The 14,402-nt window shown below is 67.8% G+C and carries 15 protein-coding genes; 7 read left to right on the forward strand and 8 right to left on the reverse strand.

Annotated elements, in window-relative coordinates; translation table 11 throughout:
* Window positions 1-60: 60 nt before the first annotated feature.
* From U0177_RS00530 to U0177_RS00550, 5 genes are all read left to right on the forward strand, one after another.
* Window positions 61-1,260, forward strand: a complete 1,200-nt coding sequence (locus U0177_RS00530) for a urate hydroxylase PuuD (RefSeq protein WP_409568620.1) — start codon at window positions 61-63, stop codon at window positions 1,258-1,260.
* A gap of 158 nt (window positions 1,261-1,418) precedes the next feature.
* A complete protein-coding gene (locus U0177_RS00535) occupies window positions 1,419-2,681 on the forward strand; it encodes an allantoate amidohydrolase (RefSeq protein WP_409568621.1) in 1,263 nt (420 codons plus the stop codon).
* Window positions 2,682-3,307: 626 nt separating this feature from the next.
* Window positions 3,308-3,874: an RNA polymerase sigma factor gene (locus tag U0177_RS00540; RefSeq protein WP_409568622.1), complete on the forward strand. Its 567-nt coding sequence runs from the start codon at window positions 3,308-3,310 to the stop codon at window positions 3,872-3,874.
* On the forward strand, window positions 3,871-4,488 hold the full coding sequence (locus tag U0177_RS00545; protein WP_409568623.1) for an anti-sigma factor: 618 nt from the start codon (window positions 3,871-3,873) through the stop codon (window positions 4,486-4,488). Before U0177_RS00540 ends, U0177_RS00545 begins: the two co-directional genes overlap by 4 nt.
* A gap of 332 nt (window positions 4,489-4,820) precedes the next feature.
* Complete coding sequence (locus U0177_RS00550) at window positions 4,821-5,588, forward strand: LLM class F420-dependent oxidoreductase (protein WP_409568624.1); 768 nt, start codon at window positions 4,821-4,823, stop codon at window positions 5,586-5,588.
* Between the two features lie 81 nt (window positions 5,589-5,669).
* Here the strand turns inward: U0177_RS00550 and U0177_RS00555 are convergent, their stop codons facing one another.
* The 4 genes from U0177_RS00555 to U0177_RS00570 form a co-directional block, all read right to left on the reverse strand.
* On the reverse strand, window positions 5,670-6,905 hold the full coding sequence (locus U0177_RS00555; RefSeq protein WP_409568625.1) for a M24 family metallopeptidase: 1,236 nt from the start codon (window positions 6,903-6,905) through the stop codon (window positions 5,670-5,672).
* Window positions 6,902-7,417, reverse strand: a complete 516-nt coding sequence (locus U0177_RS00560) for a DUF5679 domain-containing protein (protein ID WP_409568626.1) — start codon at window positions 7,415-7,417, stop codon at window positions 6,902-6,904. Before U0177_RS00560 ends, U0177_RS00555 begins: the two co-directional genes overlap by 4 nt.
* Window positions 7,418-7,474: 57 nt before the next feature.
* Entirely contained in the window at window positions 7,475-8,341 is an 867-nt protein-coding gene (locus U0177_RS00565; RefSeq protein ID WP_409568627.1) for a deoxyribonuclease IV, read from the reverse strand.
* A gap of 364 nt (window positions 8,342-8,705) precedes the next feature.
* Window positions 8,706-9,137, reverse strand: a complete 432-nt coding sequence (locus U0177_RS00570; protein WP_409568628.1) for a hypothetical protein — start codon at window positions 9,135-9,137, stop codon at window positions 8,706-8,708.
* Between U0177_RS00570 and U0177_RS00575 the strand changes: the two genes are divergently transcribed.
* Entirely contained in the window at window positions 9,115-9,612 is a 498-nt protein-coding gene (locus U0177_RS00575) for a calcium-binding protein (RefSeq protein ID WP_409568629.1), read from the forward strand. The genes U0177_RS00570 and U0177_RS00575 overlap by 23 nt on opposite strands.
* A gap of 296 nt (window positions 9,613-9,908) precedes the next feature.
* Here the strand turns inward: U0177_RS00575 and U0177_RS00580 are convergent, their stop codons facing one another.
* On the reverse strand, window positions 9,909-11,084 hold the full coding sequence (locus U0177_RS00580) for a peptidoglycan DD-metalloendopeptidase family protein (protein WP_409568630.1): 1,176 nt from the start codon (window positions 11,082-11,084) through the stop codon (window positions 9,909-9,911).
* Between the two features lie 252 nt (window positions 11,085-11,336).
* Here U0177_RS00580 and U0177_RS00585 point away from each other — a divergent pair, with 252 nt between their 5' ends.
* Window positions 11,337-12,074 (forward strand): gamma-glutamyl-gamma-aminobutyrate hydrolase family protein, encoded by a 738-nt coding sequence (locus tag U0177_RS00585; RefSeq protein WP_409568631.1) that lies wholly within the window; start codon window positions 11,337-11,339, stop codon window positions 12,072-12,074.
* Between the two features lie 5 nt (window positions 12,075-12,079).
* Here the strand turns inward: U0177_RS00585 and U0177_RS00590 are convergent, their stop codons facing one another.
* The 3 genes from U0177_RS00590 to U0177_RS00600 are packed head-to-tail and all read right to left on the reverse strand — an operon-like array spanning window position 12,080 to window position 14,340.
* Window positions 12,080-13,444: an 8-oxoguanine deaminase gene (locus U0177_RS00590; protein WP_409568632.1), complete on the reverse strand. Its 1,365-nt coding sequence runs from the start codon at window positions 13,442-13,444 to the stop codon at window positions 12,080-12,082.
* A 45-nt stretch (window positions 13,445-13,489) separates the two neighbouring features.
* Window positions 13,490-13,924: a GNAT family N-acetyltransferase gene (locus U0177_RS00595; protein WP_409568633.1), complete on the reverse strand. Its 435-nt coding sequence runs from the start codon at window positions 13,922-13,924 to the stop codon at window positions 13,490-13,492.
* Window positions 13,924-14,340, reverse strand: coding sequence for a DUF3830 family protein (locus tag U0177_RS00600; protein WP_409568634.1), 417 nt, complete (start codon window positions 14,338-14,340; stop codon window positions 13,924-13,926). Before U0177_RS00600 ends, U0177_RS00595 begins: the two co-directional genes overlap by 1 nt.
* Window positions 14,341-14,402: the final 62 nt, after the last annotated feature.

Genomic DNA, 14,402 nt, shown 5'->3' on the forward strand with positions numbered 1-14,402 from the left:
CGCCGGGCATGCTATACTACGCACCGATTCTCACAAACTCACACCCAAGGAACCAAGCCCATGGACGCAACCCTTCACGAGCTGCTCGACCTGGTGGTGCGCTGGGTTCACGTGATCGCCGGGATCATGTGGATCGGCAACTCGCTGCTGTTCAACTGGCTCGACCGCAACCTGCGCCCGCTCGACGAGCCCAAGGAGGGCGTGCAGGGCAAGATCTGGCTGCTGCACAGCGGCGCGTTCTACGAGGTCGAGAAGAAGCTGCTGCCGCCCGGCATGCCCTACCCCGAAAAGGTGCACTGGTTCATGTTCCAGAACCTTACCACCTGGGTCTCGGGCATTACCCTGCTCGTCTTGGTGTACTACCTGGGCGGCGCGGCCTATATGGTCGACCCGGCGGTGGCCGCGATCAGCCCGGCCGTGGCAATCGCCGCCGGCGTCGGCACGCTGGTGCTGGGCTGGTTCGCCTACGACCTGCTATGGCGCTCGCCGATCGGCGCGAGCGGCCGCCTGGCGGCGACGATCTCGTTTGCGCTGCTGGTGGCGGTGGCGTTTGGGCTCTCGCGCGTGCTCGGCGGGCGCGCCGCCTACATCCACGTCGGCGCGCTGCTCGGCACGCTGATGACCGGCAACGTCTGGTTCTATGTCGTGCCCTCGCAGCGCGAGCTGGTGGCCGCCACGCGCGCCGGCAAGCCGCAGGACCCGGCGCTCTCGAACCGGGCCAAGCAGCGCTCGATCCACAACAACTACATGACCTTCCCGGTGCTGTTTATTATGGTCAGCAACCATTTCCCCAGCACCTATGGCAACACGCTCAACTGGCTCATCCTGGCGATCCTCATGGCCGGCGGCGCCGGCGTGCGCCACTTCATGAACATCCGCTTCACCTACGGGCAGTGGCTACGCTACGCCGCCGGCACCGCGATCGTCGCGCTGGCGCTCGTGGCCCTGTTGATCGCCCGCCAGCGCGGCCCCTCGGCAGCGTCGGCCAGCGCGCCGGTGGCGTTCGCCTCGGCGCGCGATGTGATCGCGCGCCGCTGCGTGCAGTGCCACTCGGCCCACCCCACCGACACGCAGTTCACCGTCGCGCCGGCCGGCGTGATGTTCGATACGCCCGAGGTGATCCAGCGCATGGCCGCGCGCATCAAGGAGCGCGCGGTGGTGTCAAAGACCATGCCCTTCGGCAACAAGACGGACATCACCGACGACGAGCGCGCGCTGCTGGGCGCCTGGATCGACCAGGGCGCGCATATCGACCGCTAGGGCGCCGGCTAGTTTGAAGAAAGCCCGTGCCGGCTAGCGCGCCGTGCGGCTATGCCTCGCGGAGCCTATGCAGCCCTTGCGGCGCCACGAGGCATGCACCACCGGCGCCGCATACGCGCCGGCGCCAGATAATCTACCTCGCATAGGAGCGCCGCACCATGCACGAAGCCCCGGCTACCGCCCAAACCTACGCCGAAGCGGTGCTGCGCCGCTGCGACGCGCTGGCCGCCTGCAGCGAGGAGCCGGGCCGGATCACCCGCCGCTTCGCGACGCCGGCGTTGGCCCAGGCCAACGCGCTGGTGACCGAATGGATGCGCGCTGCCGGCATGGCGGTGCGCCACGACGCGATCGGCAACCTGATCGGCCGCTACGAGGCCGCCGCGCCCGGCGCGCCTGCGCTGCTGCTTGGCTCGCACCTCGACTCGGTGCGCGACGCCGGCCGCTACGACGGGCCGCTTGGCGTGCTCGCGGCGCTGGCCTGCGTGGCGCGCCTGCACGCTGCGGGCGCGCGCCTGCCGTTCGCGCTCGAGCTGTACGCCTTTGCCGACGAAGAGGGCGTGCGCTACCACACGACCTACCTCGGCAGCCGCGCCGCCGCCGGCACCTTCGATACCACCAGCCTCGCGCGCGCCGACGCCGACGGCGTCGCCATGGCCGACGCGATCCGCGCGGCCGGCGGCGACCCGGCGGCCCTGCCGGCTGCCTCGCGCGCCGCCGACGCCATTATTGGCTATGTCGAGCTGCACATCGAGCAAGGGCCAGTGCTCGAGGCGCTGGATCTGCCGGTGGGCGTGGTCACGGCGATTGCCGGCCAGAGCCGGGTAGCGCTGGAGTTTCGCGGCCTGGCCGGGCACGCCGGCACAGTGCCGATGGCGCTGCGCCGCGACGCGCTGTGCGCCGCGGCCGAGTTTGTGCTGGCGGCCGAGGCGCAGGCCCGCGCCACCGACGGCCTGGTGGCCACGGTCGGCCAGGTCGGCGTCGAGCCGGGCGCCAGCAATGTGATCCCCGGCGCGGCGGCGCTGTCGCTCGACGTACGCCACCACGACGACGCGGTGCGCACGGCGGCGGCGCAGGCGCTGCAGGCCCGGGCCACGGCGAACGGCGCGCGGCGTGGCGTCGCGGCGCACTGGCAGCCGGTGCAGTCCAGCGACGCGGTGCGCTGCGACGCGCGGCTCGCCGAGCTGCTCGGCCAGGCGATCGCGGCGCAGGGCTACCCGGCCCACGCGCTGCCCAGCGGCGCCGGCCACGACGCCGTGGCAATGGCGGTGATCGCGCCGGTGGCGATGCTGTTCGTGCGCTGCCAGGGCGGCATCAGCCACCACCCCGCCGAGTCGGTGGCGGCCGCCGACGTTGCCGTGGGCATCGAGACGCTCTCGCGCTTCCTTGGGCTGCTGGCCGCCACCGGCCAGGGGCAGCGATAGCATCGTGCGGGGCGCCTCGGGAGCGCATCACGACGGCTAATTGCTCTTCTACGCTCACTCGCTGTTGCCTGCAGCCATTCGAGGCCTGCGCGCCCCCTGCCCCACGAGGGCTTTCGGGGGCTACGCGCCCCCTGCCCTGCGGCAGGAGGCCCCCGCCGGCCTCCTGCACCTCCGCGTCACCCAGGGGGTACCCGGCTTCGCCCCAGACCCCAGAATGAATCCCGATGCCTCTACACCGCTGGTGGCGCATCCTCGTGGCAACGCTGCACGTCTCTCCGCGCCACAAGGCATGTGCGCCTAACGTTGCCGCTGGCACAGCCTTTCCCGTAGGGCGCGCATCGTGCGCGCCTTCTCGTGGCAACGCTGCACGTCTCTCCGCGCCACAGGGCATAAGCGCCTGGCGTTGCCGCTGGCACGGCCTTTCCCGTAGGGCGCGCATCGTGCGCGCCTTCTCCCTCTCGGGGTGAGCCGCTCCCCGCTCTGCGCCACGCGCCAACCAGGCTGTAACTTTTCGCGCGCGGCTGCGTCAGTCTGTGTGTTAGGATAGACACGACCATCACCTGAGCAATCTGTGTCATCTGTGGAAGATCGATCTGTCAGAGCACGCTGACCAAACGAGGCGATCGATGAGCGAACCATTACCCGCAGCCCTGCCAGCGCGCCGCGCCACACTCCCCGCCAGCACGCTCGAGGAGCTATATTGGCGCTATCGCGGCCCGCTGCTGAACTACCTGTACCAGCTCAGCGGCTCGGCCGACACTGCCGAGGAGCTTGGCCAGGAGACCTTTATCAAAGCCGGGATCGGCCTGGCCACATTTCGCGGCGAGTGCTCGCTGGCAACCTGGCTGTTCCGGATCGCGCGCAATACCTACCTCGACAGCCTGCGCCGGCCTAGCCCCACCCGCATCGACACCGACGAGCTGCTGGCCATCCCCGACAGCGCCGGCGCGGGCGACCCGGCCCGCGCCTACGCCGCCGCTGAGCAGCGCAGCCTGATCGGGCTGGCGCTGGCACAGCTCCCCGAGCGCCAGCGTACCATCCTGCTGCTGCGCGACGACGAAGGGCTGGCCTACGCCGAGATCGCCGACGTGCTCGGCACCAGCTTGGCTGCCGTGAAGATCAACCTATTTCGCGCGCGCGCGGCCTTTCGCGCCGCCTCCGCCGCCGTCGACACCAACGGAGAAACCGCATGACCACGTATGAATCGGCCACCGCTTTCGCGCACCACGAGTACGGCGACTGCGCGCTGGTGCAAGATCTGCTGCCGCTCTATCTCGAGGGCGAGGTCAGCAGCGCCAGCCGCGACACGATCGTCGATCACCTGGCGCGCTGCGAGCGCTGCGCTGCGTTTCTGGCCGGCGCGCAGAGCGTGCACGCCCAGCTGCGCCGCGACCGTGGCGAGCGCGAGCGCGTGATCCTTGGCGACGCGCCGACGCGGCAGTCGCTGCGCGCGCGCCAGGGCCTGGTATCGATGATCGCAATGCTCATCCTCTGCAGCCTGGGCACCGCTGCCACCCTGATGCTGTGGATCGGCATAAACGACTCCCCGCCCATGTTTCCTGGCGGCGCCATCCTCGGGCTCGCGGCGCTGGGCGGCCTGGTGGCGCTGGCGCGGCGCAGCCAGCCCATGACGCTGCCGCGCTGGGTCGTGCTGCTGGCCAGCTGCATGCTCGGCGCGCTGGCGGTGCTCTTTATCGTGGTGCCACACCAGCTGGCTGCGATGGCGATCGGCATGCTGCTGCTGCTGCTCGCGCTCTCGGGGATCTGGACATCGGTATTCCACGAGCCGCGCCATCCCGCCGAGTAGTGCGAACTCCATTTGATCACTTGCTGTATGGTGGGGTTTGGCGGCAAAGCCGCCCCCGAAAACTTCCTTTGGCTGGTGGCGGCCACGGCGGTGGCCGCCACCAGCCAAAAAGAGTGATTTTGAGGGTTTGCGCCCTCCAAGCCTCGCGCACGGGAGGACACCGCGTAACTTGTGTTATTGAGTTGCACGACGTGGCGAAGCCACGTAGTGCAACACTATCTATACGTGATCAAGCGAACAGCCTATAGCCGCGCGTCACCGGCCTGGACGAGACGCGACCGAGGGTGTATCATGCCCGCTCATTCGAAAGTATTGATGGAAGTGGAGCAACAATGTCGCGTTTTCGAGTTGGCGTGCAGCTGCACCCGCAGCAGACGAGCTATGCCGCGTTTGCCGAAGCGGTGAAGCACATCGAGGACCTTGGGGTCGACACAATCTGGAACTGGGATCACTTCTACCCGCTGTACGGCGAGAAGGACGGCCCGCACTTCGAGGGCTGGACGCTGCTGACGGCGATGGCCACGCTCACCAGCCGCGCCGAGGTAGGCTGCCTGGTGACGTGCAACAGCTACCGCAACCCGAACTTGCTGGCCGACATGGCCCGCACGGTCGATCATATCAGCGCCGGCCGGCTGATCCTGGGCATTGGCTCGGGCTGGTTCGAGCGCGACTACGCCGAGTACGGCTACGACTTCGGCACCGCGCCGGGGCGCCTGAAAGACCTCGGCGCCAGCCTGCCGGTGATCGTCGAGCGCTGGGGCAAGCTAAACCCGCCGCCCACACGCAAGATCCCGATCATGATCGGCGGCGGCGGCGAGAAGGTCACGCTGAAGCTCACCGCGCAGTACGCCGACCAGTGGAACAGCTTCGGCCCGCCCGAAAAGTGGGGCCACAAAAACCAGGTGCTGACCGACTGGTGCAACCGGATCGGCCGCGACCCGGCCGCGATCGAGCGCACCGTCTGCCCGAATGCCAGCGAGCTGGGGGATCTCGACGCCTACGTGGCCGCCGGGGCGACGCACTTCATCCTGGGGCTGGGCGCGCCCTGGAACCTCGACGGCGTGAAAAAGCTGGTGGCCTGGCGCGACGCGCAGGGGTAGCGCGGCGCTGGCCCGTACGGCCGCGGTATATCGCGGCCGTACGGGTATTCTCGGCGCAGGCGTGGGGAAAATAGGCAGCTGCTAGCTCCGCGCGATCGGAATCACCAGCTGCTTGGGGAACGGCGTCAGGTTCTCGAACTCGCCATCGGGCGTGCAGTAGATCGTGTCTTCGAGCCGCACGCCGTAGCCCTGGCTCGGGTAGTACAGCCCCGGCTCCACGGTGAACACCGCGCCAGGCAGCATCACGTCGCCGCGGTCGGCGCCCGACGGGAAGCCGAAATCCTCGTGGATCTCCAGCCCGACACCGTGGCCCAGGCCGTGCACGTAGCCCTCTTCGATCGGCGACTTGCTGCCGATCGTCTCGTGGCCGCGCGCCTCGAAGAACTGGCAGACCATGTCCTGGTAGGGCTTGGTTGGCGCACCGGCCTCCAGCTCGCCCATAACCTGCTCGAACGCGCCCAGCACCTCGTCGTAGGCGCGCTGCAACTCGGGCGGCGCGTAGCCGATCGCGAAGGTGCGGGTCATGTCGTGGTAGAAGCCGCCAACCTCGCGCGGGAAGATGTCGAACACGATCGCCTGGCCCAGCCGCAGCTGCGCCGCGTCGTCGCCCTCGGCGTGCGGCATGCCCGCGTCGCGCCCCTGCGCGAAGATCGTACCGTAGGGCGTCTCGAGGCCGCGCGCGGCGATCTCGCGGCCGATCAGCGCGCGCACACGCCCGATCGTGATCGGCTGGCCGGCCGCGTCGAACACCAGCTCGTCGCGCGCGCTGCCGCCGCCGATGAAGTCGACCACTGCCTGCACCACTTCGCAGGTTTTGCGACCAACCACGCGCATCCGCTCGACCTCGTCGGCGTCTTTGGTGAGCCGCGCGGCCGAGAACAGGTCGTTCTCGAACTCGGCCACGATCTCGAGGTTCGGCACCTGCTGGGCCAGCGCGGCCATCACCGCGAAGTATGGGCCGGCCTTCACCGTGCCGTAGATCCCCACCCGCCCGGCGATGCCCAGGTCGGCGAACATGCGCCGCCTGTGCTCGACCTGTGCCTCAAAATTGCTGGCGGTGCGCTGGCGGATCTCGCGCATGTTCCAGCGGTCGTACGCCACCATCACCAGGCCGGTCTCGGCGGCCTGCTGGCGCTCCATCGTGCGGTAGACGATCATGGGCGGCTCGCCGCGCTTCTTGATCACCGTGCCGGTCAGGTGCACGCCATTGGTCATGTAGTTGAAGTCGGGGTTGGCGCTGTCGAGGCCGTCCGGGCCTTCAACGACGATCGCGTCGAGGTTGCGCTCAGCCATCAGGCGGTCGAGGTCTTGCTTCATGCATCTGCTCCATGGTCATCGTCGTTGGCGGCCAGGAAGGTAAACATGTTCGCGCCGCACACCGGGCAGCTGCCGCGCGCGGCGCGCCGGCCGCTCTCGGTTGTTTCTTCGTGGGCGTGCTGCATTGGGCGCTTGGTGCGGCAGCGCACGCAGTAGCCCAGGATCTCGTCCTGAGCGGCGTCGGCCGGCGCCACCTGGTCGTCGTCGGGCGTGGCCGCCTGCACTTCAGACGGCGGCTCGGCGACGGCAGGCGCCTCGGCCGGCGCTTCAGCTTCGTCGGGCGTGGCCACCTGCGCTTCAGCTGGTGGCTCGGCCTCGGCAGGCGCCTCGGCCGGCGCCACCTGGTCGTCGTCGGCGGGCGCGAATGTACCAGGCGGCGGCGCGGTAAACTGGCGTGGCGGCGTGAACTGTGGCGTGTGGTCGCTGAACTCGTCGCGGCGCTGGCGCGCCCAGGCCCATATCAACGCGCCGGCGACAGCGGCGAGCAACAGCCAGAAGCTTCGTTTCAACATCGCAATGCTCCAAAGCAAGCGCGAATACACCATTGTGCAATGTCATCATACCACAGACTATGTCGGCGCAATCGCCGGCGGCTCCAGCAGGCCGCGCAGCCGCCCCAGGTTGGCAATATCTTCGGCCAGGTCATCGCCCTTGGGCGTTTCGAGCAGCATAGGCAGGCCATGGAAGCGCGCGTCGTTCACGATCGCGCGGAAGCCTTCGAGGCCAACAAAGCCTTCGCCAATGTGCGTGTGCCGGTCGACGCGGCTGCCCAGGTCTTTCTGCGAGTCGTTCAAGTGAAAAGCCTTGATCCGCTCGAGCCCGACCACGCGGTCGAACTCGGCGAAGGTGGCGGCGCAGGCCTCCGGCGTGCGAATATCGTAGCCGGCCGCCAGCAGGTGGCAGGTATCGACGCACACCGCCAGCCGCTCGGGATGGCTCGCGCCGGCGATCAGCTCGGCCAGGTGCTCGAAGCGGTAGCCCAGGCAGGTGCCCTGGCCGGCGGTGGTTTCGAGCAGAATGACGACATCGCCGCCCACGCCCGCGCCGAGCAGGCGATTGAGCGCGGCGATCTCACGGGCCAGGCCGGCCGACTCGCCCGCGCCGGTGTGCGCGCCAGGGTGCGTGACCAGGTAGGGGATGCCCAGCGCCGCGCAGCGCTCAAGCTCGTCGGCAAACGCCGCGATCGACTTCTCCCACAGGTCGTCCTTGGGCGAGGCCAGGTTGATCAGGTAGGAATCGTGCACCACCAGCGGGCCGAGGCCGCTGCGCTGCTGCTCGGCATTGAACTGCGCAATCTCGGCTTCGCCAAGCGGCTTGCCGCGCCACTGCTGCTGGTTCTTGCTGAAGATCTGGATGGTGTCGCAGCCGGCGCGCTCGCCAAGCGCAAAGGCTTTGTGCAGGCCACCCGAGATCGACATGTGCGCGCCGAATTTCATCAGGTTCTCCTTGTTTACACTGCTTGTCGTACACTGGTCGTAGTTGGTAAATATAATTCTTAAAGGCCATTTTGTCTTCGCCCGTAAGGTGGCCATAGCTGGTTGGTATAGTCCTCAACGAGCAATTCGTTTTCGCCAGGAGCATGTACATGCAACCCAAGAGATGGCTAAGCCCGTTCGTTATCGCTGCGAGCATTGTTGTGCTTCTGCTGGCAGCGCAGAGTATCCCTACAGCACAAGCAGCAACGATCGTTGTGAACGACGCGGCATCGTGTCAAGCCTATAATGGCACGTATCTTTCAAATAATACCTGTGGATTTTACAGCCCAAATAGCGATATTGTCATTGCATTTGGCGATACATTTCAGCTGGGTATGAATGCGGCTGCATTCACGCTCACGAACAAAGGAACAGTGGAGATTGCGCCTGGCTTCGATTTCTTTGTGGCCAGTGCAACGACCAACAACGGCACGATCAATCTTGGCTGCGGAGCCAGCATCAGCGGTCCGTCGTTTAGCGGGAATCCTGTCGTACACCTCTCGTGCCCTACCGCGACGAGTACGGCGACGAGTACGGCGACAAGAACTCCAACCAATACCCCCTTAAATACGGCAACCGAAACGGCCACCAGCACACCAACCGAAACGGCGACGAGCACGGCGACAAACACGCCAACCGACACGCCGACCGAAACGACGACCAGCACGCCGACCGAAACGGCGACGAGCAAGGCGACCAGCACGGCGACGAGCACGGCGACGAGTACGCCCCTTATGAAACCGACCTGCTTCGGCAAAACCGCCACAATCTATGTCAAGAACGGCAAAATCGTAGGCGGGCCAGACAGCGGCAAGACCTATGCCGGCAAGCTGGAAGGCACCAAAGGCGACGACGTGCTGGTCGGCACCGAGGGCAAGGATACGATTGAAGCCAACGACGGCAACGACCGCGTCTGTGGCCTGGGCGGCGACGACACGCTGCGCGGTAACAATGGCAACGACCAGATCGATGGCGGCCGGGGCAACGACACGGTCGACGGCGGCAACGGCAACGACACCCTCTTTGGCGGCGAGGGCGACGACACGGTCGAGGGGAATGACGGCGCCGACATCCTGAGTGGCGGAAGCGGCAAGGATCGGCTGGAGGGTGGCAAGGGCAACGACACGCTCACCGGCGGGCCTGGCGCCGACAAGTTCAGCGGCGGCCCTGGCACCGACACTGCCACCGATTACACCCCAGGCGATGGCGATACCAAAGACACCATCCCCTAAGAAGCTGTTTGAAAAGGGTGGTTTGGAGGGACTTCGTCCCTCCAAGTATCCACTTTTTTCGCGGCGGCGGCCACATTCGTGGCCGCCACCCGCCAGAAGGGAAATGCGAGGGGCATAGCCCCTCGCGCACCCTCTTTTCAAACAGGCTCTAAGCGCCTGCAAGCAAGGGGGAGTGCGACGGGTTAAGCCCCTCGCACTCCCCCTTTTTCGCGAGTCGCGGCCAGCTGCGCGGGCACGACCCGCCAGCAATCTTGAGCCACAGCTCGGCGCCGCCGTTTTGTACCCGGCCAGCCGCGCTAGCGAGCGGCGACGGTGATACGCGCAATCGTGGCCCAGGCGCCGGCATTCCCGGCATAGTCGAGCGCCTGCACGCGCAGCAGGTACGAGCCTGCGGCCAGCACAGGCAGCGTAAAGGCGGGGCTGGGCACAAGCGTATCGGCGCTGCCATTAGGGTCGCTGCCAAGGTAGACGCGGTAGCCGGCCACACCCGCGCCATTATCGGCGGCGGGCGCCCATTGAAGCGTAGTGCCTTGGCCGCTACCGAGCGCAACCTCGCCAAGCGCTGCCGGCGCATCCGGCGGCGTCAGGTCGTAGCCGAACGGGCCAAAGCTCGCGTCGCCCGGCTTCCCCGCCGCGTCCCAGTAGCGGATGTGCAGCGTATGCAGGCCCTCGCCGGCCCACGCGGTTTCGACATAGCCATCGCGCGCATCGGCGAACTGCGGCGCATCAGCCGGCTGCTGATCCCACGCCTGGCTGAAGCCGCGCGCGCCGGCCGGCAGATAAAACTCCACCCGCTGGTCGGCGGCATACCAGCGGCCGGGCTGCGCGGCGCTGGCAAAGCGCACGCCGCCGCTCGGCATACCACCCGCAACCAGCACCTCGCCGCCGTGCTGGTTGCAGCCACCAATATCCGGTAGGTCAAAGCCGTCGGCGAAGCTCAGCGGCACCGATTTCCGGCCGCTGGCGGCAAGCCCCTTGCCAGTAAACGCAGTGAAGTGCAGGTGCGCCAGGCCGTGGGCCGCGCGGTCGCCAGCGTAGCCGATCACCTCGCCGCGCTTCACCGCGCGATCCATCTGCGTCGAGACGGCGCGGTCAAGATGGGTGTACATCGTGTAGAAGCCATCGCCGTGGGCGAGGATCAGCGTGCCGCTCTTGGCCGTCCACGACCAGATCGTGCCGTCGGCGGCGGCGGCCACCGGCGCGCCAAACGTCGCGCCTTCGACCCTGACCATATCGAGCGAGTAGCGATCCCAGCTGTTGTGGCTGCCGCAGCCATAGCCCTGGATCACCTTCCAGGCTTCGCCGGGCGGAGTGGGGAGCGAAAGAGACGGCGCGGCCGAGACCGGGGCGGCGGGCAGAACGAGGGCGAGCGCGAGCGCGAGCAGCTGAACCACGCGTGCGAGGTGAAAACGATCAAAGGGGCGTCGCAACGCGCTATCGTGCGGTCGTGGCACGGTCGGCGGTTGTGGCATGCATCCTCCTGAGCCGGGTGAACTCCTTGGTTCGGTGAACTCCCTGGTATGCGAGAACATCCTGGTTCGGGGCGCGGGCAGGCGCCACCGGCGCCGAGAATACCATGCGCCCGCGCGATCGTCAAATTTCGGTAAATAGCGTCGCCCTCACCTTACGGCATTGTCATTCGAGCGAGCAATGGCTCGTGGTATAATAAGGCAAGCGCTTGCCCTGGCCCGTTGGGCCGGGGCAACTACTATCGAGGAGGGTGCATGAGGCCCTATATCGGGATTTCGTGCGGCACATTCCGTGATCGCGACTGGTGCCCGCCCGCTAACTTCCTGCGCAAGAGCTACACCGACGCGATCGTCGCGGCCGGCGGTATCCCGCTGATCATCCCGGTGATCGAAGAGCTTGAGGTGCTGCGCGCGCTGTACGATCGCGTCGACGGCCTGCTGATCTCGGGCGGCGGCGACATCGACCCGCGCTTCTACAACGAGGCGCCGCTGCCGGGCCTCGGCCCAACCGACGCCCAGCGCGACGAAGTCGAGCTGCCGCTGGCGCGCTGGGCCGTGGAAGAGGGCAAGCCGCTGCTGGGCATCTGCCGCGGCTCGCAGGTGCTGAACGTGGCGATGGGCGGCACGCTCTACCAGGACATCCCCTCGCAGATCAAGACCCAGCTCGTGCACGATAGCTCGTTCACCCGCCAGGACTGGACGTATATGGCCCACGAGCTGCGGCTCGACCCCGAGTCGAAGCTGTCGCAGCTGTTCGGCACCAGCTGCTTCCTCACCAACTCGCTGCACCACCAGTCGCTGAAGGACGTGGCGCCTGGGCTGCGCGCGGTCGGGTGGGCGCCCGACGGCGTGATCGAGGCGGTCGAGGGCGATGGCGAGACGTTCTTGGTGGGCGTGCAGTGCCACCCCGAGGCGCTGCAGGGCGTGGCCGATCCGCGCTGGCAGGCGCTGTTCCGCGAGTTCGTGATGAGCTGCGCGGTGCCGGTGGTGTAGGGAGGCTAGCGCAGCTCGCCGCGCGCCAGCGCCCGCGCAATCGCGTTATGGCGCTCCACCAGCGCAGGCAGATCGACGCCAAGCAGCTGGCCGCCGCGCACGCGTACGCGGCCGTTGATCACGCTCAGGTCGGCATTCGGCGGCTGGCAGAACACCAGCGCGGCCAGCGCGTCGTGCACGGCGCCGCCGGCGAAGCCCAGCGTGTCGATCCGAAAGCCCACGAAGTCGGCGGCCATGCCCGGCGCCAGGTAGCCAATGTCGTCGCGGCCCAGCACCTCGGCGCCGCCGCGCGTGGCCAGCCGCAGCGCCTCGCCGGCCGTCAGCCCGGCCGGGTCGCCAAGCACGCGGTGCAGCAGCAGCGCCTGGCGCGCCTCGGCCAGCAGATGCGAGCCATCGTTCGAGGCCGAGCCATCCACGCCAAGCCCCACGCGCGCGCCAGCGCGCTGGAGCTGCCGCAGCGGCGCGATCCCCGAGGCCAGGCGCATATTCGAGGTCGGGCAGTGCGCCACGCCTGTGTGCGTGCGCCCCAGCCGCCCGGTCTCATCGGCCGAAGGGTGCACCATGTGCGCGTGCCAGACATCGGCGCCAACCCACCCCAGCTCCTCGGCCAGCTCCACCGGCGTGCGTCCGAAGCGCTCGACGCAGTAATCGTGCTCGTCGCGCGTCTCGGCCAGGTGCGTATGCGAGTGCACGCCGTAGCTGCGCGCCAGCGCCACACTCTCGCGCATCAGGTCGGGCGAGACGGAGAACGGCGAGCACGGCGCCAGCACCACGCGCAGCATGGCATAGCGCTTCGGGTCGTGGTACTGCTCGATCAGCCGCCGCGAGTCGCGCAGGATGAACTGCTCGTCCTCGACCACGCGGTCGGGTGGCAGGCCGCCCTGGCTTTCGCCAACCGACATCGAGCCGCGCGCGGCGTGGAAGCGGAAGCCAAGCTCGGCCGCGGCCTCGATCTGGTCGTCGAGCCGCGCGCCATTCGGCCAGATATAAGTGTGGTCGCTGGCGGTGGTGCAGCCCGAGAGCATCAGCTCGGCGATCGCCGTCTGCGTGCTTACGCGGATGGCCTCGGGCGTCAGGCCGGCCCAGATCGGGTAGAGCGTGCGCAGCCAGCCGAACAAGTTGGCGTCCTGCGCGGCCGGCAGGTTGCGCGTCAGCGTCTGGTAGAAGTGGTGGTGCGTGTTCACCAGGCCGGGCAGCACCACCAGGTCGCGCGCGTCGATCACTGTGTCGGCGGTTGCGGGCAGCTGGTCGCTCGGCCCGACCTGGCGGATGGCGTTGTCTTCAACGTACAGCCCGCCACGCTCGAAGCGCGTGTCGGCGTCGTCCATGGTCGCCAGCAGCGCGGCGTTTTTCAGCAGTAGCGTGGCCATAGCTCTCCTCACAGGCGTGTTTTCAGTGGAACCCCGGATCGAGTGTCACTCTGGCCGCAGGCGCTTCTGCAAGAAGATGCGCTGATGGCCGGGCGGCAGGTTATCGAGAATGCCCCAGACGGTGTAGCCCTGGCGCTCGTAGAAGCCGCGCGCCTGGAAGCTGGTGGTGTCGAGGTGAACGCCGATGCAGCCGCGCTCGATCGCGAGCGCCTCGGCGCGCGCCAGCAGCCGGCTGCCCCAGCCACGGCGGCGCAGCGGCTCGGCCAGCCAGAGGCTCTCGACATACAGCCAGCTCCAGTAGCTGCCGCCCAGCAGCCCGCCGGCCACCGTGCCGTCATCGCCACGCACCAGCAGCGTCAGCGGGCTAAAGCTATCGTCGCCGGCGTAGCGCAAGTTATAGGCCGCGAGCCCGCTTCGCACCGCGTCAACATCTGCGGGCGCGGGGTCGTGCTCAAGCGCCAGCGTATAGCCGTCGCCCATTACAGCGCCTCAAACACGATATCCTGCGCGCCCTGCCACAGCACTGTGCGCCCCATCTCGGGCAGCTGCGCGTGGCCTTCGATCACCGTCAGGAAATGGTTGCCGGCGAGCTGGCCCAGCTTGCTGGCGAAGCAGGCGCTGCCGTACGGAAACAGGATCTCGGTTTCGCTGTAGCCGCCTGGGTAGAACAGGATGTCGCCGCGCGATGGGTGGCTGGTGTGGTTCTCGAAGCCGACGCCGAGCTGAAACTCGCCAAGTGGAATCCAGCAGGCCTCGCCGCTCCAGCGCGCGTGGATGATCTTCTGGCGGTAGGGCAGCAGCTTCTCGAACGCCGCGCATGTCTCCGGCGCCAGCTCCTCTTCGAGGCGCGCGGTGTAGATGAACGTGCCGCCGACGGTGATGCGGAGTAGCTTCATCAATGAAATCCTTTCGCTAGTTCTGCGGGGGTTCGGGGGCGGCTTCGCCGCACAAGAAAACA

It is taken from the genome of Kouleothrix sp. (genome assembly GCF_046328425.1).
Lineage (GTDB): Bacteria > Chloroflexota > Chloroflexia > Chloroflexales > Roseiflexaceae > Kouleothrix.